This is a genomic window from Streptomyces sp. NPDC086549 (genome assembly GCF_044746205.1).
Taxonomy (GTDB): domain Bacteria; phylum Actinomycetota; class Actinomycetes; order Streptomycetales; family Streptomycetaceae; genus Streptomyces.
This window is the reverse complement of record NZ_JBIVBS010000001.1, coordinates 1,414,628-1,436,305: the sequence shown is the minus strand read 5'-3', so window position 1 is coordinate 1,436,305 and position 21,678 is coordinate 1,414,628. Positions and strand designations below refer to the sequence as shown.

16 protein-coding genes are annotated in these 21,678 nt (G+C 72.6%); 5 read left to right on the top strand and 11 right to left on the bottom strand.

Going from position 1 to position 21,678, the window contains the following annotated elements:
- The first annotated feature begins 216 nt into the window (after positions 1 to 216).
- On the top strand, positions 217 to 723 hold the full coding sequence (locus ACIPSA_RS06560) for a GtrA family protein (protein WP_402629323.1): 507 nt from the start codon (positions 217 to 219) through the stop codon (positions 721 to 723).
- Positions 704 to 2,191: a hypothetical protein gene (locus ACIPSA_RS06555; RefSeq protein WP_402629320.1), complete on the top strand. Its 1,488-nt coding sequence runs from the start codon at positions 704 to 706 to the stop codon at positions 2,189 to 2,191. The genes ACIPSA_RS06560 and ACIPSA_RS06555 overlap by 20 nt, the downstream gene beginning before the upstream one ends.
- A gap of 68 nt (positions 2,192 to 2,259) precedes the next feature.
- Here the strand turns inward: ACIPSA_RS06555 and ACIPSA_RS06550 are convergent, their stop codons facing one another.
- The 4 genes from ACIPSA_RS06550 to ACIPSA_RS06535 all read right to left on the bottom strand — a co-directional run bounded on the left by ACIPSA_RS06550 (position 2,260) and on the right by ACIPSA_RS06535 (position 7,994).
- Complete coding sequence (locus tag ACIPSA_RS06550; RefSeq protein ID WP_402629317.1) at positions 2,260 to 3,924, bottom strand: glycosyltransferase family 2 protein; 1,665 nt, start codon at positions 3,922 to 3,924, stop codon at positions 2,260 to 2,262.
- Positions 3,921 to 6,116, bottom strand: coding sequence for a CDP-glycerol glycerophosphotransferase family protein (locus ACIPSA_RS06545; protein WP_402629314.1), 2,196 nt, complete (start codon positions 6,114 to 6,116; stop codon positions 3,921 to 3,923). Before ACIPSA_RS06545 ends, ACIPSA_RS06550 begins: the two co-directional genes overlap by 4 nt.
- A 101-nt stretch (positions 6,117 to 6,217) precedes the next feature.
- On the bottom strand, positions 6,218 to 7,090 hold the full coding sequence (locus ACIPSA_RS06540; RefSeq protein ID WP_402629311.1) for an ABC transporter ATP-binding protein: 873 nt from the start codon (positions 7,088 to 7,090) through the stop codon (positions 6,218 to 6,220).
- Complete coding sequence (locus ACIPSA_RS06535) at positions 7,083 to 7,994, bottom strand: ABC transporter permease (RefSeq protein WP_402629308.1); 912 nt, start codon at positions 7,992 to 7,994, stop codon at positions 7,083 to 7,085. Before ACIPSA_RS06535 ends, ACIPSA_RS06540 begins: the two co-directional genes overlap by 8 nt.
- A gap of 189 nt (positions 7,995 to 8,183) precedes the next feature.
- Between ACIPSA_RS06535 and ACIPSA_RS06530 the strand changes: the two genes are divergently transcribed.
- Positions 8,184 to 8,810, top strand: a complete 627-nt coding sequence (locus ACIPSA_RS06530) for a TetR/AcrR family transcriptional regulator (protein WP_402629305.1) — start codon at positions 8,184 to 8,186, stop codon at positions 8,808 to 8,810.
- Positions 8,811 to 8,885: 75 nt separating this feature from the next.
- Here ACIPSA_RS06530 and galE read toward each other — a convergent pair whose 3' ends face one another.
- From galE to ACIPSA_RS06515, 3 genes are all read right to left on the bottom strand, one after another.
- Positions 8,886 to 9,866 (bottom strand): UDP-glucose 4-epimerase GalE, encoded by a 981-nt coding sequence (gene galE, locus ACIPSA_RS06525; protein ID WP_402629303.1) that lies wholly within the window; start codon positions 9,864 to 9,866, stop codon positions 8,886 to 8,888.
- Between the two features lie 37 nt (positions 9,867 to 9,903).
- The gene (locus tag ACIPSA_RS06520; RefSeq protein WP_402629300.1) at positions 9,904 to 11,475 is read right to left on the bottom strand and encodes a glycosyltransferase; all 1,572 of its coding nucleotides are present in this window, start codon (positions 11,473 to 11,475) and stop codon (positions 9,904 to 9,906) included.
- Positions 11,476 to 11,541: 66 nt separating this feature from the next.
- The gene (locus ACIPSA_RS06515) at positions 11,542 to 12,804 is read right to left on the bottom strand and encodes a glycosyltransferase 87 family protein (RefSeq protein WP_402629297.1); all 1,263 of its coding nucleotides are present in this window, start codon (positions 12,802 to 12,804) and stop codon (positions 11,542 to 11,544) included.
- Positions 12,805 to 13,057: 253 nt separating this feature from the next.
- On the opposite strand from ACIPSA_RS06515, the gene ACIPSA_RS06510 reads away from it, so the two are divergent.
- On the top strand, positions 13,058 to 14,608 hold the full coding sequence (locus ACIPSA_RS06510; RefSeq protein ID WP_402629294.1) for a hypothetical protein: 1,551 nt from the start codon (positions 13,058 to 13,060) through the stop codon (positions 14,606 to 14,608).
- On the opposite strand, the gene ACIPSA_RS06505 is transcribed toward ACIPSA_RS06510, so the two are convergent.
- A complete protein-coding gene (locus tag ACIPSA_RS06505) occupies positions 14,538 to 15,041 on the bottom strand; it encodes a MarR family winged helix-turn-helix transcriptional regulator (protein WP_402629291.1) in 504 nt (167 codons plus the stop codon). The two genes, ACIPSA_RS06510 and ACIPSA_RS06505, sit on opposite strands and share 71 nt — an antisense overlap.
- Before the next feature lie 130 nt (positions 15,042 to 15,171).
- Between ACIPSA_RS06505 and ACIPSA_RS06500 the strand changes: the two genes are divergently transcribed.
- Positions 15,172 to 15,585: an organic hydroperoxide resistance protein gene (locus ACIPSA_RS06500; RefSeq protein ID WP_402629289.1), complete on the top strand. Its 414-nt coding sequence runs from the start codon at positions 15,172 to 15,174 to the stop codon at positions 15,583 to 15,585.
- Positions 15,586 to 15,893: 308 nt separating this feature from the next.
- On the opposite strand, the gene ACIPSA_RS06495 is transcribed toward ACIPSA_RS06500, so the two are convergent.
- From ACIPSA_RS06495 to ACIPSA_RS06485, 3 genes are read right to left on the bottom strand one after another with little or no spacing between them, the layout of a single operon-like run.
- Positions 15,894 to 17,168, bottom strand: coding sequence for a hypothetical protein (locus ACIPSA_RS06495; RefSeq protein WP_402629286.1), 1,275 nt, complete (start codon positions 17,166 to 17,168; stop codon positions 15,894 to 15,896).
- On the bottom strand, positions 17,165 to 19,390 hold the full coding sequence (locus ACIPSA_RS06490; RefSeq protein ID WP_402629283.1) for a CDP-glycerol glycerophosphotransferase family protein: 2,226 nt from the start codon (positions 19,388 to 19,390) through the stop codon (positions 17,165 to 17,167). The genes ACIPSA_RS06495 and ACIPSA_RS06490 overlap by 4 nt, the downstream gene beginning before the upstream one ends.
- A 7-nt stretch (positions 19,391 to 19,397) precedes the next feature.
- Entirely contained in the window at positions 19,398 to 21,599 is a 2,202-nt protein-coding gene (locus ACIPSA_RS06485) for a CDP-glycerol glycerophosphotransferase family protein (RefSeq protein WP_402629280.1), read from the bottom strand.
- Positions 21,600 to 21,678 lie beyond the last annotated feature (79 nt).

Here is a 21,678-nt window from a genome sequence, read left to right as displayed (position 1 = left end):
CCGGGGGGGGGGCCGCGGGCCCCCCCGCGCGGGGTGTTGGGGCCCCGCCGGGGGCCCTCGCGACCCCCCCGGGGGGCGCCCCCGGGCCGGCCCGGGCCGGGGGCCGCCCCCGTTTCCGTACGCCGTCACATCCTCTTCTTGCCACCGCTTAGGGAAATCCGGGCGACGGATTTACCCTTTCCTGTTAATCCGGACGCTTCGGATAAAGTCTGCCGCGTGACAGTGAACCTAACCGAGACCCGTCCGGCGGCGACCGCTCCAGCACCCGCTCCAGAACCCGCCCCCGCCCCCGCTCCGGTCGCCCGGCCGGTCACGCGAGTCGTCCTCGAAGTCGTGAAATTCGGGGTCGTCGGCGGCAGCGGCGTACTTGTCAATTTCCTGGTCTTCAACCTGCTGCTGCACGGCCTGGGCCGACGGGCGATGGTCGCGACGGTGCTCGCCAGCTGTATTGCCATGGCCACGAATTACATCGGCTTCCGCTTTTTCGCCTATCGTGACCGGGCTTCCCGCACCAGTCGGCAAATCGTACTGTTCTTCGTTTTCAGTGGAATCGGCGTCGTCATGGAAAGCGGTCTGTTCTACGCCGGATATCACGGCCTCGGCCTGAACGGTCCGTTCGGGGCGAATGCGGTCAAGGCGCTGTCGATCGTCCTTGCCTCCGCCTTCCGCTTCCTCGTCTACCGCACCTGGGTCTTCCAGCAGGATGCGCGCCGCGCCGCGTAGTACCGCGGCGACCGCCGGCAGAGCCCTCCCGCAGGCCGCCGCCGCGCTCGTCCTCGTCCTGCTGCTCCTGGCGATCGTCCGTCTCCCGTGGGCGGGCGATCTCGGCATGCACGCGGCGACCGTCGAACGGCTGCGGCACAGCCTTCTGCGCCCCGGGAACCCGCTCGTCGACGCGGACACGCCGAGTCCGTACTACTCGCCGTGGATGCTGGTGCTGGGCGGCCTTGCCCGGGTCACCGGGCTGCCGGTGTTCGTCGTGCTGCGCGTCGGCGCGGTGGCCGGGCTGGGGCTGCTCGTCACAGGGGTGTGGCGGTACGTCCGGACGCTGAGCGCGCACCGGGTCGCGCCGGCGCTCGCGCTCCTGTGCCTGCTGTTCCTGTGGGGACCGGTGCTGTTCGACTGGAGCGGCTTCCTCGGACTGAACTCCCTCGCGCTGACGGTGTCGTATCCGAGCGTGTTCGCCCTCGGGCTCTCCTTCCATCTCTGGGCGTGCCTGACGGGGGCGGTGCGCGACGGTGCGGGCCGGCGGGTGTGGCTGGGACTCGGGGTGCTGTGGGCGGTGATCCTGCTGGTCCACCAGTTCTCGGGGGTCGTGGCCTCGCTGGGCGCCCTCGCCACGGTGGTCGCCGCACGCCCGGGGCGGCAGACGCTGCTGCGACTGGGGGCGGGGGTGGCGCTGGGGCTGGCGGTGCTGTGGTCGTGGCCGTACTACGACTTCTTCTCGCTCTTCTCGGCGGGAGCGGATCTCGAAAGCATCCACCGGTCGCTGTACCGGCATCTGCCCGGACGGTTCGGGCTGGTGCTGCTCGGGGTGGTCGCGCTGGTGCTGCGGTGGCGGCGGGACCGGTGGGATCCGCTGGTGATCCTCTTCGTGCTGGGAGCGGCCGTCTTCGCCGTGGGCGGGGTGAGCGGTCACTACGCGTGGGGGCGCGTGCTGCCCGCGGCGCTGATTCCGGCGCAGCTCGCCGCCGCGCTGGAGGCGCTGCCGGTCGAGGGGCGTGCGCGGTCGGTACGGGCCGGGTGGGCGTGTGCGCTGGCCGCCGCGCTGGCCGTGGGGGCGTGGACGCAGGTCGGGACGGTGGGGTACGTCGTGCCTCGGAGCGCGTTGCCGGGAGTGGTCGCGGCGAGATACCGGGCGCCGTGGGTCGGGTACCGGTGGATCACGCCATGGGTGAAGTACGGGGACGTCGTCATGGCGCGGACGTTTCCGGCCCGGCAGATCCCCGCCTACGGGCCGTACACCGTCGCCCCCGGCTATCCCGATGTCTTCCTGCCGGACGAGGGTCGGCGCAGTGCCGCGGTCCAGCGGTATTTCGCCGCGGGGACGCCGGAGAGCGAGCGGCGGGGGATCGCGCGGAAGTACGGGGTGCGGTGGGTGGTGGACACCGGGAACGCCCTGCGGGGGGCGGGACTGCGGGCGGTGGCCCATGGGCCGGGCGGGCAGGTCCTGTACGCGGTACGGCACTGATCCTGTACGCGGTACAGCGCTGCGCCCGTACGCGATACGGCACTGAGCCGGCAAGCGACCGGCCCGCGTCACCTCAGCGCGCTGGCCAGCAGCCGCGCCATCCGCCGCACCCTCGGTCGCGCCACCCGCCGCACCAGCGGCCGGACCACCCGTGCCGTCACGCCCGCCGGGTGCCAGCGGATCTGGAGGCGGCCGGGGCCGCGGCCCTCGGGCTCGACGGTGATGCGGTGGGGGGCCGCGCCGGAGTGGTAGCCGATGCGGGTGGTGAGGGAGGGGAAGGCCAGGGGGGCCAGCAGGAGGCCGGTGTGGGCCAGGCCCTGGTGCTGGAGGCGGAGCAACGGATGGCGGGTGCCGGCGAAGCCGTGGAGGGGGACGGGGGCCACCGACAGGTCCAGGTGGGCGTGGCCCTCGAAGACGCCGGGACGCACGGGGTCCAGCCGGAAGGGGAGCGTGAGGCGGCGTCGGCCGGGGGCCAGGAGGAGGCTTGCGCGGTGCGGGCCCAACGGGAGGCGCAGCCCGGGGTCGTAGGTGCGGATGGTGAGGTCGAGCGAGGCGCCCGGCCCGCGCGTGAGCTCCGTGATCTCGTGGCGGAACTGGGCGCTCGGGAAGGGGCGGGTGTCCAGCTCCAGGTCCGTCACGTCCAGTTCGCGGCGGGACCGGGCGGAGGACGGGATCCGGTCGCCCCAGTACGTGCCGCCGCCCGCCGCGTCCGTCGTCACCTGCCGCGGTGCCACCCCGTGGCCGAGGCCCCGCGCCGCGAGCCGTGCCTCGGACAGACGGCCGTCGCGGACCAGTTGGAGGACCACCCGTTCCGTGCGGGGGAGGCGGGCGTACGAGCCCGGTGCCAGGGTGTCGAGGTACGGCGTCACGATGTCCGCGAACGACCTCAGCCACTCCTCGTCCCGGAACGGCAGGTCCCCGGCGTACATGCGGAAGTCGTGCTTGAGGAACTTGTAGTCCTTGTCCTCGCGCAGCGACCCGTGCCCGCTCGCCGCCAGGAAGTCGTCGATCAGCCGCTGGACATGGACACGGTCGCCGACGTTGGTGAGCTTGTGCCGCTGGTTGGAGATCGAAGCGCAGTCGCCGGTCGCGTACGGGGCTATGTACCAGAGGTACACCGGGTCGGGGATGATCGTGAACGCCCTTGCCAGGCAGTACGCCTGCGCCGAGAACAGCTGGTCCTCGTAGTGGATGCCCTCCGGGAAGCGCAGGCCGTGGCGGTCCAGGAAGGCCCTCGCGTACATCTTGCTCGTCGACAGGTGCTCGAAGAAGAGGCGCGGGTCCGCCGCTATGCCCTCCAGCGTCCGGCGCTCCGACACCAGGTGCCGCATCCAGGTCGAGCGGTGACCGCTGTCCACCCGTATCCGCCGCACGGCGCCCATCGTGAAGTCGACCTCGCGTTCGCGGTGCGCGGCCAGGAGCAGCTCGACCGCCCGCTCGGGCAGTTCGTCGTCGCTGTCCAGGAACATCAGGTACGGCGCCCGGGCGATCTCCAGGGCTCTGTTGCGCGGGGCGCTGCAGCCGCCGCTGTTCCTCGGCAGACGCAGGAAGCGGATGCGGGAGTCCCGCGCCGCCAGCTCCCGGGCCACCGACGGGGTCTCGTCCGTGGAGTGGTCGTCGCTGATGATGATCTCGATGCCGGCGTGTGTCTGCCGCCGTACCGAGGCGACCGCGCGGGGCAGCCGCGCCGCGTCGTTGTGGACGATCACTGTCACCGTGACGTCGGGGGTCATGACTCGGCCTCCTCGGGGGTCGGTGCCGGTGTGCGCCGCTCGACCGGGATCACCGGTGGCAGCGAGTCCTCGCTTTCGCCGAGGAAGACCCGTCGTACGACGCGTTCGGCGGCGCGTCCGTCGTCGTACTCGCAGAACCGGCGCCGGAACACCGCCCGCGCCTTCGTGGCGGCCTCGTCGCGCCACGCGCCGGAGACGAAGACCTCCGCCAGTTCCTCCTGGGTGCGGGCCACCTGGCCGGGTGCCTCGGACATCAGGTCGAAGTAGACGCCCCGGGTCGTCGCGTAGGTCTCCCAGTCGTCGGCGTAGACGACGATCGGGCGGTCGAGGTTGGCGTAGTCGAACATGATGGACGAGTAGTCCGTGATCAGGGCGTCGGCGGCCAGGGACAGGTCCTCGACCGGGTCGTACGACGAGACGTCCACGATCCTGCCCGTGCGGCGCAGACCGGCGAGGGGGGACGCGGTGCCGCCGTAGAAGTAGTGGCCGCGGACCAGGAGGACCGTGTTCTCGCCCAGGCGGTCCGCGAGGGCGGCCAGGTCGAGGCGGGGTGTCCAGCCGGCCTCGTAGTCGCGGTGGGTGGGGGCGTAGAGGACGGCCGTCGCGCCGGGGGCGATGCCCAGGCGGGCGCGGATCGCGCGGATGTCGGACGCGGTGGCGGAGTAGAGGACGTCGTTGCGCGGGTAGCCGTGGTCGAGGGAGGTGTAGCGGGAGGGGTAGGCGCGCTCCCACATACGGGTGGAGTGGCTGTTGGCGGAGACGCTGTAGTCCCACTTGTCGATGCGGGCCAGCAGCGCGGCGAAGTCCATGCCCTTGGCGGCGGCCGGGTGTTCCATCTGGTCCAGGCCCATGCGCTTGAGGGGGGTGCCGTGGTGGGTCTGGAGGTGGACCGCGTCGGGGCGCTTGAGCACGGGGTTGGGGAAGTTGACGTTGTTGGTCAGGTACTTGGCCGTGGCCAGCACCTCCCAGTAGCGGCGCGTGCCGGGGATCACATGGTCCGTGCCGGGCGGCAGGAGCGGTGCGTTGTCCTTCGACACCACCCACACCGGGTGGATGTGCGGGGCGAGTTCGGCGAGCTCGGCGGCGATCGCGGCCGGGTTGCAGGCGACCCCGCGGTTCCAGTAGGCGGAGAAGACGGCCAGGCCGGGGTCGACCGGGCGCTGCAGTGCCCGGCGGTACTGGTGGTCGCGGAGCTTCGTGCCCACCTGGCGTCTGCGGGTCCGCAGCGCCGACTTCGCGGTTCTGCGCGTGCGGTTGGCGGCCTGGAAGGCGCGGTACTTGGTGTAGGCGCCCTCTTCGAGGAGGCCGCGGCGGATGCCTTCGAGGCCCGCCGGGCGGCGGTGGTCCGGGGGACGCCAGCGCACCGCGGCCAGGGACGAGCGGCGGAAGAACTCGCGGGCCACCGGGTCGGGCATGTCCTCACGGGCGAAGGTGCGCAGCAGGTCGCGGACCATCACGTCGTAGAGGACCGTGCGGGGGGCGGGACGGTCCTTGGCGAGGGACAGGAGGGCCTCGTAGCGGTCGACGAGCGCGTAGCGCCGTTCGGGGGTGAGCGGCGGGAGGCTCTCGGGGCGCAGCCTGCGGTCCTCGTACGCGACCTGGTTGAGGCAGGCGACCTGACCGGCGTGCAGGAGGGCGGCGTACGCGGCGTACGGCTCGTCCTCGCGATCGAGCAGTTCCTGGTGTGCCCGCCAGAAGTCCGCGCGCAGGGCGCGGTTGCCGAGCAGCGGGGTGAGGCGCAGCAGGCCGGCGGCGTCGTCGAGGGCGAGGCCGGCGCGGCCCGCGCGGGCCAGGACGGGGCCGTCGGCCGACGGCATGCCGGAGGTCTGCCAGGTGGTGGCGACGTGGTCGAAGAGGAGGACGTCCGCCGTGCCGGGCAGCTCCGCGGCGCGCTCGGCGACCGTGCGGGCGGCGCCGGCGGGCAGGCCGTCCTTGGCGTGGACGAAGTGCAGCCAGCGGCCGGTCGCCCGCGCCGCTCCCGCCGCCCGGGCCGCCGCGTCGCCCGTGCCGTCCGGCAGGGGCAGCACCACCGTCTCCGGGGCGTGCCCCTCGGCCGTCTCCCGGGCCCAGTCGCCGACCGCGGCCACGATCACCTCGGCGTCCGGGAGGGGGCGGGCGTCGAGCGAGTCGAGGAGTCCGGTCAGGCGGTCCTGGGTGTTCGGGCCGTAGACGACGACGCTGAGTTCGGGCATCGCGGTGGACTCCTTCGCCTCGTCGTCTCCAGGGGCGCCTTTCACGTCATCTTGTCACTTGGTCGACAAAAGGGATAAACGTTCTTGCGCCGCTGGGGGGCTCAGGAAGGAAGAGGGACCTTCGCCGCGGCCGGTTTCGGGGGAGCCTTCTTGGGCGCCTTGTCGCCGGTGAACGCCTCGTACTCCTTGAGGACGTCCTCCGTCGGCCCGTCCATGCGCAGCTCCCCGCGCTCCAGCCACAGCACCCGGTCACAGGTGTCCCGGATCGACTTGTTGTTGTGGCTGACCAGGAACACCGTGCCCGCGTGCTTGCGCAGCTCGCGGATCCTCTCCTCCGAGCGCTTCTGGAAGGAGCGGTCGCCGGTGGCCAGCGCCTCGTCGATCAGCAGGACGTCGTGGTCCTTGGCGGCGGCGATGGAGAAGCGCAGGCGGGCACCCATGCCGGAGGAGTACGTCCGCATCGGGAGGGTGATGAAGTCGCCCTTCTCGTTGATGCCGGAGAAGTCGACGATCTCCTGGTACCGGGACTTGATCTCCTCCCGGGACATGCCCATGGCCAGACCGCCGAGGAAGATGTTGCGCTCGCCGGTCAGGTCGCCCATCAGGGCCGCGTTGACGCCGAGGAGGGAGGGCTGGCCGTCGGTGTAGATGTGCCCGTTCTCCACCGGCAGCAGGCCGGCCACCGCCTTCAGCAGTGTCGACTTGCCGGAGCCGTTGGTGCCGATCAGCCCGATCGCCTCGCCCTTGTACGCGACGAAGGAGACCTTCTTGACCGCGTGCACCGTGCGCACGCCCGCCGCCTTCTCGGCCTGCTTGCGCCGGAGCATGCGGTTGAGGGCGGCGGTCGCGGTGCCGCGTCCGGCGCCGGTGCCGTTGACCCGGTAGACGATGTCGACGTTGTCGACGACGACGGTGGGGACCGGGTTGTGGGGGATGCCGTTGTCGGGGATGCGGTCGTTCACGTTCTCAGCCACGGCCGTACGTCTCCTCAGCCTTCCAGAAGTAGATGAAGCCGCCGACCCCGGCGAGCAGGGCCCATCCCGTCGCCGCCGCCCACACGTGTGGGGGCAGCTGGTGGGCGTGGAAGCTGTCGATCAGGGCGTATCGCATGAGGTCGATGTAGACGGCTGCCGGGTTGGTCTCCAGCGCGACCGTCACCAGGTGCGGCAGATGGTCCTTCTTCGTCAGCTTGTCGATGCTCCACATCACGCCGGAGACGTACATCCAGGTCCGCAGGATGAACGGCATCAGCTGCGCGATGTCCGGCGTCTTCGCGCCCATCCGGGCCATGATCATCGACACGCCGGCGTTGAACGTGAACTGCAGGACCAGCGCCGGGATCGCCAGCAGCCAGGAGGCCGCGACGGGCACGCCGAAGCAGAGCAGGATGACGATCAGCGCCCCCATCGAGAACAGCAGCTGCTGGAGCTGCTGGAGGCAGAACGAGATCGGCAGCGCGGCGCGCGGGAAGTGCAGCGCGCGGACGAGGCCGAGGTTGCTGGAGATCGCCCGGGTGCCCGCCAGGATCGAGCTTTGTGTGAACGTCCAGATGAACACGCCCGTCACCAGGAACGGGATGTAGTCCGGCACGCCGTGCTTGGTGCCCAGCAGGACACCGAAGATGAAGTAGTACACCGCGGCGTTCAGCAGCGGGTTCATGACCTGCCACAGCTGGCCGAGCTTCGCCTGGCTGTACTGCGCGGTGAGCTTGGCGGTGGCGAAGGCGGTGATGAAGTGACGGCGTGCCCACAGCTGGTGGACGTACTCGCGCAGGGTGGGGCGCGCGCCGCTGACCGAGAGCCCGTGGCGTGCGGCGAGCGCCGCGAGGTCGTCGGCCGGGGCCGGTGTCGAGGGCGGTGTGTGGAGTACCTGGCTCACATCCGCTGCTTTCGCTCGGGGGGAGTGGGGGTGCGTGCGTCCGGCCGGCGGGTCCGTCTTCCGATGTTTCCTCGCGCGTTTCTTCACGTTTTCTTACGTCGGGACGGGACCGTATCGTCGCAACGGGAGCGTAGGCCCAATCGACGTCGGAACGCAACCGTTTCGTCGTAACGCCCTATGCTGGACGGCATGACGACGAACGCCGACGAAGCCCAGACGCGTCCGCGCCGCCGCGCTCCCGCCGGGGCCGCCGTGCTCCGTGAGGACGTGACCGAGGCCATCCGGGCGGCCGTCTTCGAGGAACTCGCGTCCGTCGGATACGCCCGGATGTCCATCGAGGGCATCGCGCGCCGCGCGGGGGTCGGCAAGACCGCGGTGTACCGCCGGTGGAAGTCCAAGCTGCACCTGGTGCTCGACGTGGTGTCGGCTCTGGCGGTGCTCGGACTGCCGGTGCCGGACACCGGGTCCCTGGAGGGAGACCTGCGGCTGCTGTACGAGCTCACGTCCCGCGCCCTGCGCCACCCCGTCGCCTCTCAGATCATCCCCGACCTCCAGGCCGAGGCCGCCCGCAATCCCGAGATCGCCGAGGCCATGCAGAAGGCCCTGCGCGACGGCCAGGAGGGCGTCGCCAGCAAGATCCTCGCGGGGGCCAGGCAGCGGGGGGAGATCAGGGCGGGGATCGACGGGGAGCTGGCCTTGGACCTGATCTCCGGGCCGCTGTACTGGCGCTCGGTGGTGATCCGCTCCCCGAAGCTGCCGAAGGGGTACCTGGAGGCGTTGACCCGGGCCACCGCGGAGGCGCTCAAGGCGCTGTGAGGCCGGGCGGGGCTGCCCGGGGTGAGGTACTGGTGCTGGGCGGGCCGGCGCTGCCGGCGTCCGCGTCGGCGGCGGTCAGCTGCGTGCCGCTTCCGGGCGCAGGTGTACCCAGCCCTCCCATGCCGAGGTGATCATGTCCTCGATGTCGTGCTTGGCGTGCCAGCCCAGTTCGGTGGCGATGCGGGTGGCGGAGGCGACGACGCGGGCCGGGTCGCCGGGGCGGCGCCGGGTGACCGTCGGAGGACGGTGATAGCCGGTGACGGCGTTGATGCGGTCGATCATCTCGCGGACCGAAACGCCCTCACCGCGGCCGATGTTGAGGGTCAGGGCACTGCCGGGGGAGGCCTGGAGGGCGCGGGCCGTGGCCACATGGGCCTCGGCCAGGTCCACCACGTGGATGTAGTCCCGCACGCAGGTGCCGTCCGGGGTCGGGTAGTCGTCGCCGAAGATGCGCGGGGGCGCGTTCTCCGTGAGCTTCTCGAAGACCAAGGGGATGAGGTTGGAGACGCCCGTGTCGGCCAGTTCCGGGGCCGCCGCGCCTGCCACGTTGAAGTAGCGGAGCGAGGCCGTGGACAGCCCGGTCGCGCGGCCGGTCGCGCGGACCAGCCACTCACCCGCCAGCTTCGTCTCGCCGTACGGCGACATGGGCGCGCACGGCGTCTCCTCCGTCACCAGGTCGACGTCCGGCAGACCGTACACGGCCGCGGAGGACGAGAACACGAAGGACGCCACCTCCGCCGCCGTCACCGCCTCCAGGAGGACGCGCAGGCCCTCCACGTTCTGCCGGTAGTAGAGCAGCGGCCGGTCCACCGACTCGCCCACCTGCTTCAGCGCCGCGAGATGGACGACACCGGTGACCTCGTGCTCGGCGAGGGCGCGTGCCACCCGCTCGCCGTCCAGCGTCGAACCCACCACCAGCGGGACCCCGTCGGGCACGCGCTCGGCGAGGCCGGCGGACAGGTCGTCGTACACCACCGCCCGTTCTCCCGCCTCGGTCATCGCCCGTACGACGTGTGCCCCGATGTAGCCGGCGCCGCCGGTGATCAGCCAGGTCATGTGCGGCCGTCCCCTCGTCAGTCGACCCGATCCGGTCTCAGTGAAGCAGGCGTCGCAGCCTTCCGCGGACAACCGCCATGACTCCCCGTGGTCCGGTTGCCACGCGCAGTGCCAGTGCGCCCGAGTGTGTGGCGTACGGCTGTACGAGCAGTACACCGTGCCGGGTGCTCGGAACGGCGCGACGGCGCAGCAGGCCCGTGCCCGCGACCGCGTGCGCCGTGACATCCCGGTGCGCGCCGTGGGCGAAGCGCAGACGCAGACGCAGGTCCCAGGTGCCCGCGCCGAGGACGTCGGGATCGAGAGGCACCTCCGCCGACCAGGTGCCGTCGGAGGCGGGAGCGAGCGCGGACGCGTGACGGTGGGACGTACGGCCGTCCTCCCGGCACCGCCACTCCGTCTCCACCGTCTCCGGCCCCGCCTGTGCCACCCGCCCGTACAGCTCGTACAGGCGCAGCCGCAGGCGCGTGACACGCGCGCGTGGGCGCAGTTCCGCGTCGACGGCGAGGGGGAGGAGGCGGACGGGACGGGTCAGGAGGGGAGCCAGGGTGACCTGGGGGAGGTCGTCGGACCAGACGGGGGTGCCGTCGGGGGCGCGGGCGTACGGAGGGAGCAGCCGGGCCGGGCGGGCGGCCAGTTCCCTGAGGCGGGGGAGGTCGCGTGGTTCGGGGGACTCCAGGACGACCCGGGCGAGCAGCCGGCCGGGCGCGGTCGGGTTGAGCTCCCAGTCGTCCGCGCCGTACCGCGCGAGGTGGTCCCGCGTGTGCGCCCACCATGCGCGCCGGTAGTCCGGGTCGTGCAGTTCCAGTTCGCGGGCGTACATGCGCAGCTCGTGGTCGAGGAACTTGGCGCGGGCCGCCCGGGCCAGCTCCTTGTGTCCGGCGCTCAGCAGGATGTCGTACGCCAGCCCGCACGCCTCCGTGCGTGCCTGCCAGTTGTCGATGGCGGCACGGTCCAGGGAGAGCGAGAGCCGGCCGGCGGAGCGGCGCACCTGCCACACGTACACCGGGTCCGGCACCAGGGCGATGCGCGGCCCGGCGGCGAGCACGCGCGCGGAGAAGACGAAGTCCTCGTAGAGGAAGCGGCCTTCGGGGAAGCGGATGCCGTGCCGGCGCAGGAAGTCCGTGCGGTAGAGCTTGTTGACGCAGAGGGTGTCGTGGACCAGGCGGGGGCGCTGCGAGGGGCGTGCGACGACGGCGTGCGCCGAGTACAGCGCCGCCTGCCACGGGTACTCGCGCCCCGAGGGGAGCTCGCGGCGCACGCACAGCCCGCCGGCCAGCTCGGCGCGTGCCCCGGTCACCGCCGTCAGCAGCGCGTCCACCGCGCCCGGCGGCAGCACGTCGTCGCTGTCCAGGAACATCACGTACGGCGCCGTCACCGCGTCGAGGCCGGTGTTGCGCGGGCTGCCGCAGCCGCCGCTGTTGACCCGGCGGCCCAGCACCCTCAGCCGTGGCTCCCCGGCGGCCAGATCCGCGAGCAGCCCGGCGCTGCCGTCCGTGGAGCAGTCGTCCACGGCGAGGACCTCCCGGACAGCGGGCCCCTGGGCGAGCGCCGAGCGCACCGCGTCCCCCACATGGGCGCGGTCGTTGTAGCCGATGACGACGACGCCCACCTGAGCGGCAGGGGCAGGGGCCGGGGCAGGGTTGACCGGGATCCTGGAAATGTTCGCGGTCTCCCGTCAGGAGGCGGTCAGCGCTCGATGCGGAAGACGGTCGGAGCCCGGCCGGCGTTCACTCACGGAGGTGACCCTTGCGGGTGTCGGGCGCGTTGACCGCCACAGCCGGACGAGGGACAGCACGGCGGCGGTCGCCAGCAGGCCGTTGCGGACGAGCATCAGCAGACAGCCGGTCCAGGTGCAGCCCATCACCTCGCCGTACAGCCCGGGGTACGCCACGGCGCTCACCGCGGTCGCCGCCAGCACGAGCGCGGCGACCGGCCGCTGGACGGTGTGCCGCGAGGTGAGGCAGACGGCGGCCAGACCGACCAGCCAGATCATGTACTGCGGGCTGATGACCCGGCTGGTGACCGTGAACAGCAGGACGGCACACAGCGCGGCGTCGAACGGCGTCGCCGCGGTCCAGCGCCGGGCCCGCACGCGCCACAGGAGCAGGAGCGCGAAGGCGGCCGCCGTGAGCACGAGGGAGGCGGTGGCGACGGCGGAGACGTACGGGCCGACGAGCTCGATCGCGCCGTACTGGTAGCGGGCCCTCCCCGGCCAGCCGGCGTGCCGCGCGAGACTGAGCGCCGTGCCGCCCAGGGACTCGATCTGGACGCCACGGTTGCCCTGCTGCCGCAGAAAGGCCAGGGGATTGTTGAACGATGCCGCGAAGAGTGCCAGGGAGACGGCCCCGGTCACGCCGGCCCAGGTCCAGGCGGATCGCGTCGCCCGTCCCCTCGGCGTCCCGAGCAGCACCAGTGCCGGCCACACCTTCACCAGGGCGCCCAGTGCCGCGAACGCCCCGCACGCGCGCGTGGAGCGCGACAGCGTCAACAGGGAGACGACGGCGAGGGCGGTGACCTGAACGTCGTACCGGGCGAGCGGGATGTGCAGCAGCAGCGGCAGGCCGCAGGTCCACAGAGCGGCCCCGAGCAGGCTGCGGCCGGGCCGCGCGCCCGCGCGGGCCAGCACGGCCGTGACCAGCGCGTCGGCGGTCAGGGTGAGTGCCACGAACGCCTGGAAGTACGTCAGGCCGGGCAGCAGCCCGGGTGACAGCAGCACCGCGCCCGCGCCCGGCGGGTACTGCCACAGCGTGTCGTGCGCCGGGAAGCTGCCGTGGGACAGAGTGCCGTACCAGCGGGAGTACAGTCGCCACACCTCGCGCGTCACCGAGCCCCGCCCCAGCAAGGGTGCGGAGTCGTGGGCGAGCAGCCACAGCATCAGGGCACGGGTGACGAGCCAGGCGAAGGCGAGGGACGGCAGGGAGAACTGACGGTGCTTCATCACACCGGAGCGTAAGCCGCGCGGATGGTGTAATAGTGCTGATACGCCGTCAATACCCAGCAAAGGTTGGCTAATCGCACAAGATCGGTCCGTGGTGACCATGGGGCCCCTGCTGAGAACGCCGTTGAAACCTCCATTGAAACCGCCACTGAACCCGCCGTCGGACCGGCCATCGGACCGGCCATCGGACCGGCCATCGGACCGGCCGTCGAGCCCCTCGCCGAGCCGTGTCCGCCGTGCCGAGGCCCTGGCCGTGGCCGTCCCCGTGGCCGTGATGCTCGTGCTCGGGCTGTGGGGGATCGACCGCGGCGGCATGTGGCGCGACGAGGCCGTCACCTTCCAGGTCGCACAGCGCACGGTGCCGCAGATCTGGCAGCTGCTGCACGGCGTGGACGCGGTGCACGGCCTGTACTACCTGCTCATGCACGCCGTCCTCGCCCTCCACCCCGGAGAGGTCCTGCTCCGGCTCCCCTCGGTGTGCGGCGCGGCGGCGACCGCGGGGCTGGTCGCGGCGCTCGGCACCCGGCTGGCCCGGCCGCGCGTCGGCCTGTGGGCCGGGCTGCTGTACGCGGTCACGCCGATGGCCGGCCACTACGCACAGGAGGGCCGCTCCTACGCCCTGGTCGCGGCCGGCGCGACAGGGGCGACGCTGCTCCTCGTCCGGGCCGCCGCCGAGGGTTCCGCCGGTCCGGGGGAGGCCGGGCTCCGGGGCGGGGGCGGCCGGTCCTGGTGGGCGTACGGCGCAATCCTCGGCGTCACCTGCTGGCTGCACGAACTCGCGGTCCTGCTGGTCCTCGCCCACGCGGGGACACTGGCGCTCGCGAGGGCGCGCGGACGGGTGTGGCGGCTGTGGGGATGTGCGACGGGCGCCGTCGTCGTGACGCTGCTCCCCATGGTCGCCGTGTCGCACGCCCAGTCGGCGCAGCTGGCGTGGCTCACGGAGCCGACGACGGAGAACGCGCAGGAGCTGCTGCGGGCGTTCGTGGGGCCGACGTCGGGCGTGTACTGGACGGGCCTGGCGTTGGCCGCGGTGGGGCTGACCCGGTTGGCCGGGCGGCGGGGGGAGGTGACGTGTGCGGGGGTCGCGCTGCCGTTGGCGGTGGTGCCGCCGGTGGCGCTGATGCTCGCCTCGCAGTTCTCGCCGCTGTACGTCGACCGGTATGTGCTCTACGCGCTCGCGGGGGCGCCGCTGCTGGTGGCGGCCGGAGCCGATCGGGTGGCCGGGACGGTAGGACGGCTGCGGATCGGCTCCCCCGTCCTCGCCTTCACCGGTGTCCTCGCCGTCTTCTGTGCCTTCGCCCACCAGCTCCCGCTCCTGCGCGAGGACCGCCTCCCGGCCCACCGCCCCGACGACCTGGCCGCCGTCTCCAGGGCCGCCGCGCGGGAACTGCGGCCGGGGGACCCGGTGCTGTTCCTGCCCTCGTCCGCGCGCGGCACGGCACTGACGTATCCGGCGGCGTTCCGGGGGACGCGGGACGTGGCGCTGGCGCTGGGGGCGCCCGAGTCGGGGACGCTCTACGGCACCGAGGTGGGCCCGGACACCCTGCGGCGCCGGCTGGCCGGGCTCGACCGGGTGTGGGTGGTCGCCGACCGGTACGTGGTGGACGCGGCCCGCGGTCCGGGCAGTCTCACGGAGCGGCTCAAGTTCGACGTCCTGAACCAGCAGTTCGCGCCCGGCGCCGAGGTGGTGCGGAAGCGGGCGGTCATCCGGCTCTACGTCCGCCGCTCGCTCGCTACCGGCAGCCTGGAGCGTCCTCCAGCCCCGGGGTCTCCCCCAGCGCCGCCGCGTCCAGGGCGGTCGTGAGCCGGTCGAGGCGCTCCCGCAGGTCGTCGATGTCGTCTATGCCGAAGCCGGTCGCGGCGGCGATGCGGCGCGGCACCTGAAGCGCCCGCTCGCGCAGCGCCGCGCCCTCCTCGGTCAGCCGCACATCCACCGACCGCTCGTCGCGCGTGCTGCGCTCCCGCCGTACCAGACCGGCCCCCTCCAGCCGCTTGACCAGCGGTGACAGCGTGCCGGAGTCCAGCCGCAGATGTTCGCCGAGCTTCTTGACCGGCAGGTCGCCGTGCTCCCACAGCACCAGCAGCACCAGGTACTGGGGATAGGTGAGCCCGAGGTCCTTGAGGATCACGCGATAGACGCTGTTGAAGGCACGGGACGCTGCGTGCAGGGAGAAGCAGATCTGGCGGTCCAGGTGGAGCCAGTCCGCCTCGGGGGCGGGAGTCCGGGTGGCGGTCATGGCTCCAGGGTAGCTCTAGCGCGAGCCATTCAGTTGTACGCAATTGAATTGTGTGCTCTACTTGTGGTCGTGAGGGCGGCCGGACCGGGTCGCCGGAACGAAAACGTTGACTCTGAGAGGGATGTCTTCCATGGACGCGATCTACACCGCCGTCGCCACCGCCACCCACGGCCGCGAGGGCCGTGCCGTCTCCTCCGACGGCAAGATCGACCTCCCCCTGGCCATGCCGGTGGAGCTGGGCGGCAACGGACAGGGCAGCAACCCGGAGCAGCTCTTCGCCGCCGGTTACGCCGCCTGCTTCGGCAGCGCCCTGGGCCTCGTCGGCCGTCAGGCGAAGGTGGACGTCAGCGACGCCGCGGTGACCGCCGAGGTCGGCATCGGCAAGCAGGGCGAGGGCTTCGGCCTGAAGGTCACGCTGCGCGTGGAGCTGCCCGACACGGTGGACCAGGCCACCGGCCAGAAGCTGGTCGAGGCGGCCCACCAGGTCTGCCCGTACTCCAACGCGACCCGCGGCAACATCGAGGTCACCCTCGTCGTCGAGTGACACCCGCCCCCTGAACGACCCGCGCCGACCGACACCTCCCCGTCCGTCCGGCTCCAGGCCGCCCGCCTCCTCGGGCACCCCGCACCGGCGCGTGAGCGGCCGCCGGCGCACCTGGTGGCGACGGACGACGGAGGGCCGCTCGGCGCGGGTCGACGCGGACAGCGGCGGTCGCGGACAGCGGCGGTCGCGGACGCCGTTGTCCGCCCGCTTCCGCCCGGCGCGGGGGAGAGACGCGGGCCTCCATACGTGGCGGAACCCCCGTCACGTATGGAGGCCCGCCGTCACCCCCGCTCACGCCCGGTCGGCCTTCACCCGACCGAGTGAACCTGGCGCTTGCCCTGCCCCTGCGCGGGAAACGCCGGCAGCGGTCGTGCGAGAGGGTGCAGCAGCAGCGGTACGCCGATCACGGGCAGCAGCCAGGCCAGCACGACCAGCCGCCCGCCCCAGATGTTGATGTCGGGATGACCGGCCTGGGTGAGGATCCCGGTGAACGCGGCCGCCAGCAGGAAGCAGCCGAACGCGGGCCGTCGCAGCGCGCCCCATGCCCCGGCCGCCAGCGCCGCCACGAACAGCGGCTCCACGAACTGCCGCCGTAGCCACTCGATCCAGAAGCCCGCCTCCAGGTGCAGGAACTCCGGCCACGGATGGGCGCGGTCCGGCCGGTGGAAGTGGTCGGTGAGCAGGTCCTGGAGGCTCTCCGACTCGGAGGGGTAGTGCAGCAGCCGTGCCAGGAGCACGGTTCCCAGCGCGGCGCAGCAGCCCCCCGCCGCGATCGTCACGACCCCGCGCCCCGCGGACCGCCCGCGCAGCCGGCGCCGTACCGCGACCGCCGTGCCCGCCGCGCCCAGGCACAGCCCCAGGAACAGCGACTGCGAGTGCTTCACGGCGAACAGCGCGAGCAGGGCAGCGGCGACCAGCGCCGTCCCGGCCCGGGGCCGACGGTTCAGGGCCAGCGCGCAGCCCCACACCGCCGCCAGAGTCAGCGCCAGCATCAGGCCCTCGGCCATCGGACGCATGGCCGTCGTGCCGCACGGCAGGACGTAGTACAGGGCCTGGCCGGTCACCGCGAACGGCACCGGCACGGCCAGGGTGCGCAGGATCAGGAAGGCGAGGATCCCGCCCGCGGCCGTGACGACCACGCTCGCCAGCCACACACCCCAGGTCACGCCGAACACCGTGACGAACGGCAGCAGGAACAGCGGATACCCGGGCCGCACCTCGAAGATCCGCCTCAGCCGCGGGGCCACGAACGGCGCGATGTGCCCGTCCGTCTGCCCGGCCCGCAACCGCCGCTCCACCAGCCCCCCGTCATCGGCCCGGCACTCCGCGAGCACCCGCCGGGTGGGACTCGCCCGGTGGAAGCGCACCACGTTCACGCTCTGCTCGCGGCGCGCGAGGGACGCCCTGCCCGCGCAGGCCCAGTCGATGGTGGCCGCGGCCGCCGCCCGCTTGCTCGCGCCGCCCAGACTCAGCGCGTACGACACGTAGTTCTTGGAGTCGGGCGTGTCCCGGCCCGTGACGTTCGTGAGCTGGAGCACGACGAAGACGGCGGCCAGGACCAGGACCCAGGCGCGCGGCCTCATGTCGACGTGAGCAGATCGTGCCCGGAGGCCGGACCCGGTACCCGGGCGGCTTCGGTCTCGGGCATGGACTCGCCGAGCATCAGCGTCCGTACGACCCGCTCGGCCGCCCGCCCGTCGTCGAACTCGCAGAACCGCGCCCGGAACTCCGCCCGCAGCCGCGCCGACTCCTCGTCCTGCCACGCACCGGAACTGAACAGCCACGCCAACTCCCGGTAGGAGCGGGACACATGGCCCGGCGCCTCGGCCGTGATGTCGAGATACGCGCCCCGGCTCGCCGTGTACGCGTCCCAGTCGTCGGCGTGGACGACGATCGGCCGGTCGAGGTTGGCGTAGTCGAACATCAGGGCCGAGTAGTCGGTGATCAGCACGTCGGAGGCGAGCATCACCTCCTCGACGTGCGGCTCGTCCGTCGCGTCGACCAGCACCCCGCGCCGGTGTAGTTCGGCCAGGCCCATCCCGCGCGCGGGACCGGTCGCGAGGGAGGGGTGCAGGCGTACGACGAGGGTGTGGCCCTCGCCCAGGTCCGCGGCCAGCCGGGACAGGTCCACCCGGTCCACGTGGCCGCCCCGGCAGTACTCGCGGCGGGTCGGCGCGTACAGCACCACCCGGTGGTCGTCCGGGATGCCGTACCGGAAGCGGAACCCGGCCCCGGCGTCCTCCGCCGCGCCGACCAGCACGTCGTTGCGCGGGCTTCCGGTGCGCACCGAGCCGAAGTGGCAGGGGTACGCCCGCTCCCACACCAGCTCGGAGTGGCGGTTGGCGACCAGGCTGTAGTCCCATCGGTCGGCCCGGCGCAGCATCTGCGGCACGTCGAAGCCGTACCGGGCGCCGGGCTTGCCCAGCAGGTCGGCGCCCATGTACTTGAGCGGGGTGCCCTGGTGGGTGTGGATGTACACGCTGCCGGCGCGCTTGGCCAGGGTGCCGGGCCAGTTGACGTTGTTGACGAAGAACGCCGCCCGGGCGGCGACCGCGAAGTAGTGCGGGGTGTCGAGGAGCACGTGCTCGACGTCGTCCGGCAGCAGGCCGGCCCGCGCCGCCTCTTCTTCGTCCCGCACCACCCACACTCCCCGGATGTGCGGCGCGATCTCCCGCGCCTTGCGGTACACGGCCGCCGGGTCGCCGGCCACCCCGAGGTGCGAGAACGCCGAGTACATGGCGAGGCCGGGGTCGATCGGGCGGCGGGCGTGCAGGCCCGCCCAGCCCTGCTTGGCCCGCCCGGCCGCCGCCTTGCGGACCTGGAGCCCCCGCCGTCCGAGCTCCCGCCCGGCCCGCCCGGCCTGCCGTTTCACCTGGTACGCCGCGTAGGTGCCCGCCAGCACGGCGACCTCGCCGTCGGCCTGGGCGTTCTCGGGTGCGTGCCTGCGGAGCATCTCCGCCGTACGCCGGAAGAACTCGGCCTTGTCCGACGGCGGCAGCCGGTCCGGCTTGGCGAGGATGTCGAGACAGTGCTCGCCCATCTTGCGGTGCAGGTACGGCCGCCAGGTCCACAGCTCCGGACGGTCGTCGACGAACGCGAAGACCCGCGCGTACTGGTCGTGGACGTCGAAGTGCTTGCGGCTGGTGGTGGACAGGATGTTGCCCTGGCGGCGCTGCCGGTAGTTCAGACAGATCCGGTCGAGGACCGCGATCCGGCCGGCGCTGAGCATCACCGGGAAGGTCCAGGGCGTGTCCTCGTAGTAGCCGGGCGGGAAGCGGAAGCCGCTGCGCTCCACGAACTCGCGGCTGTAGACCTTGTTCCACACCACCATCAACAGGTCGAGGATCTCCGGGTGTTCGCCGGCCGTGAAGGTGCCGTCACCCGCCTCGGCCAGCACATGGGCGAGGACGTTCCGGCGCGTCCCGCCCCACCAGTAGGTGCGCGCGTAGTCGAAGACCAGCACGTCCGGGTCGCCGCTCTCGTCCAGCCGGTCGGCGACGGCGCGCAGCGCGCCCGGCGTGAGGGTGTCGTCGCTGTCGAGGAAGAACAGGTAGTCGCCGGTGGCGTGCGGGAGCCCGGCGTTGCGGGCCCGGCCGAGCCCGACGTTCTCCGGCAGGTGCAGCACCTTCACGCGCGGGTCACGGGCCTCGTACTCGTCGAGGATCGCGCCGGAGCCGTCCGGCGAGCGGTCGTTCACGGCGATCAGCTCGATGTCGTGGAACGACTGCTCCAGGACGGAGTCGAGGCACTCGCGCAGGAAGCCCTGCACCTTGTAGCAGGGGACGATCACGCTGAAGCGGGGCACGGCTCGGTCAGCTCCTCACGAGGGTCGTGGCGGCGGGGGCGGGGATGCGCTCCGCGAGCGGGATCACGGGCGGGATCGCCTCCGGCGGCCGGCCGAGCAGCACCCGCCGTACGACGCGTTCGGCGGCCATGCCGTCGTCGAACTGGCAGAACCGCTCCCGGAACGCGCCCCGCAACGCCTTGGACTCCGGCCCCGCGTACGAGCCGTCGCGGAAGACGCGGGCGAGCTCCTCCGGCGTCCGTGCCACCGGGCCGGGCGGTGCCTCCATCAGGTCGAAGTAGACGCCGCGCGTCTCCCGGTAGACCTCCCAGTCGTCGGCGTACACGACGATCGGCCGGTCCAGGTTGGCGTAGTCGAACATGATCGACGAGTAGTCGGTGACCAGCGCGTCCGCGGCCAGGCACACGTCCTCCGAGGAGCGGTGCGCGGTGACGTCGATGATCCGGCCGCTGCTCCCGCCGCGCCCCCGGTCGTAGAAGTAGTGGGCGCGCAGCAGCACGACGACGTCCTCGCCGGCCGCCTCGCAGAAGGCCTCCAGGTCGAGACCGGTCTCGAAGCCGGTGTGGTGGTCGCGGTGGGTGGGGGCGTACAGCACGGCGGTGCTGTCCGCCGGGACGCCCAGCTCGCGGCGGATGCGTGCCACGTCGCGGGCGGTCGCCGTGTAGTAGACGTCGTTCCGCGGATAGCCGTACTCCAGGGTCTCGTACGAGCCGGGGAAGGCGCGCTCCCACATCTGGGTGGAGTGGCGGTTGGAGGAGAGGTTGAAGTCCCAGCGGTCCACCCGGCCGAGCAGCTTGGCGAAGCTGCCGGTCTGCGCGGCCACGACCGGGTACGTCGACTGGTCCACACCCATCTTCTTCAGCGGGGTGCCGTGCTGGGTCTGCACGTGCACGCTGCCCCGCCGTTTGACGATTCCCTCGGCGAAGTTGGCGTTGTTGACCAGGTACTTGGCGCGGGCCAGCACCTTCCAGTAGCGGCGGCTGCCGATCAGCGCGTAGTCGACGCCGTCGGGCATGGCGTGCTCCTGGCCGGGCTCGACCAGGAACACCGAGCGGATGTGCGGGGCGAGTTCGCCGGCCCTGGCGTGGATCGCGGCCGGGTTGCAGGCGTAGCCGCGGCCCCAGTAGGCGCAGTACACGGCGAGATGGGGGTCCAGGGGGCGGCGCAGCTGGATCTGGTAGAGCAGGCGCGTGCGGAGCATGCGGGGGCGTGGGGCCAGCTCGACCGCCTTCGCCGCGGACTGGTTGGCGGCGCGCAGCGCGCGGAACGCGGTGTACGCCCCCGCCGCGAGGAGCCGGTGCTGGACGCCCAGACTCCCGCCCGGCATCCGGAAACCGGCCGGGCGGTGGCGCCGGTGGAGGTGACGGGCGCGGCGGAAGAAGGCACGGTGCCCGGAGAGCAGCCGCTCGGGGCGGGAGGCCGTCTTCAGGACGGTGGCGAAGAGCTGCTCGAACAGCGGCCGCGTCCGGTCGCCGGGCAGCCCCCGCTCGGCGGCCCGGGTCAGCACCAGGTCCACCTGGTCCAGGAGCTCGTGCTGGTGCGCGCCCGCCAGGTTGAGCCGGCTGCCCTGCCGTCGCAGCCGGTGCCGGACCAGGACCGAGCGCAGCACCGCCAGCCGGCCCGCGGCGACCGACGTCAGCCCGCCCCAGCCGACGTCCGTGAAGTGCCCGGCCGGAAAGGCCAGTTGGTGAGCGGCGACGAAGGAGCGGCGGTAGGCGGCGCTCCACGCCGGCAGCTGGACGCCGGTGAGCCGGGGTGCCTGGCCCGGGGAGAACGCCCCGGCCGGGGTCCTCGCCAGGACCGGCCCCGCCGGGTTGCTCGGCTCGCCCTCCCACCACGGCGTCCGCTCGTGCTCGAAGTACAGCACGTCGACGTCGCCCGTCTCCCCGAGCCGCGCGTCGAGGGCCGCCAGCGCTCCGGGCAGCAGTACGTCGTCGCCGTCGAGGAACAGCAGATACGCGCCCGTCGCCGCCCGCATCCCGGCGTTGCGCGCCCCGCTCAGACCGGCGGAGGGCGGCGAGTGCACCGGGGTCACCCGGGAGTTCCGCTCGGCGTAGCCGGCGGCGACATCGGCGGCCGGGGACTCGGGCCCGTCGCAGACCGGGATCAGCTCCAGGTCGCCGAAGGACTGTGCGAGGACCGAGTCCAGCGCCTGGGACAGCCGGCCCGCGACGCCATGGGACGGGACGATGATGCTGAAGCGGGGCATTCTGCTCTTTCTGTTGTCTTCCTGGCGTCCAGGGGCGTCCTGGAGCTCAGGCCGTACGGACGCGGCCGGGCCGCCCGGT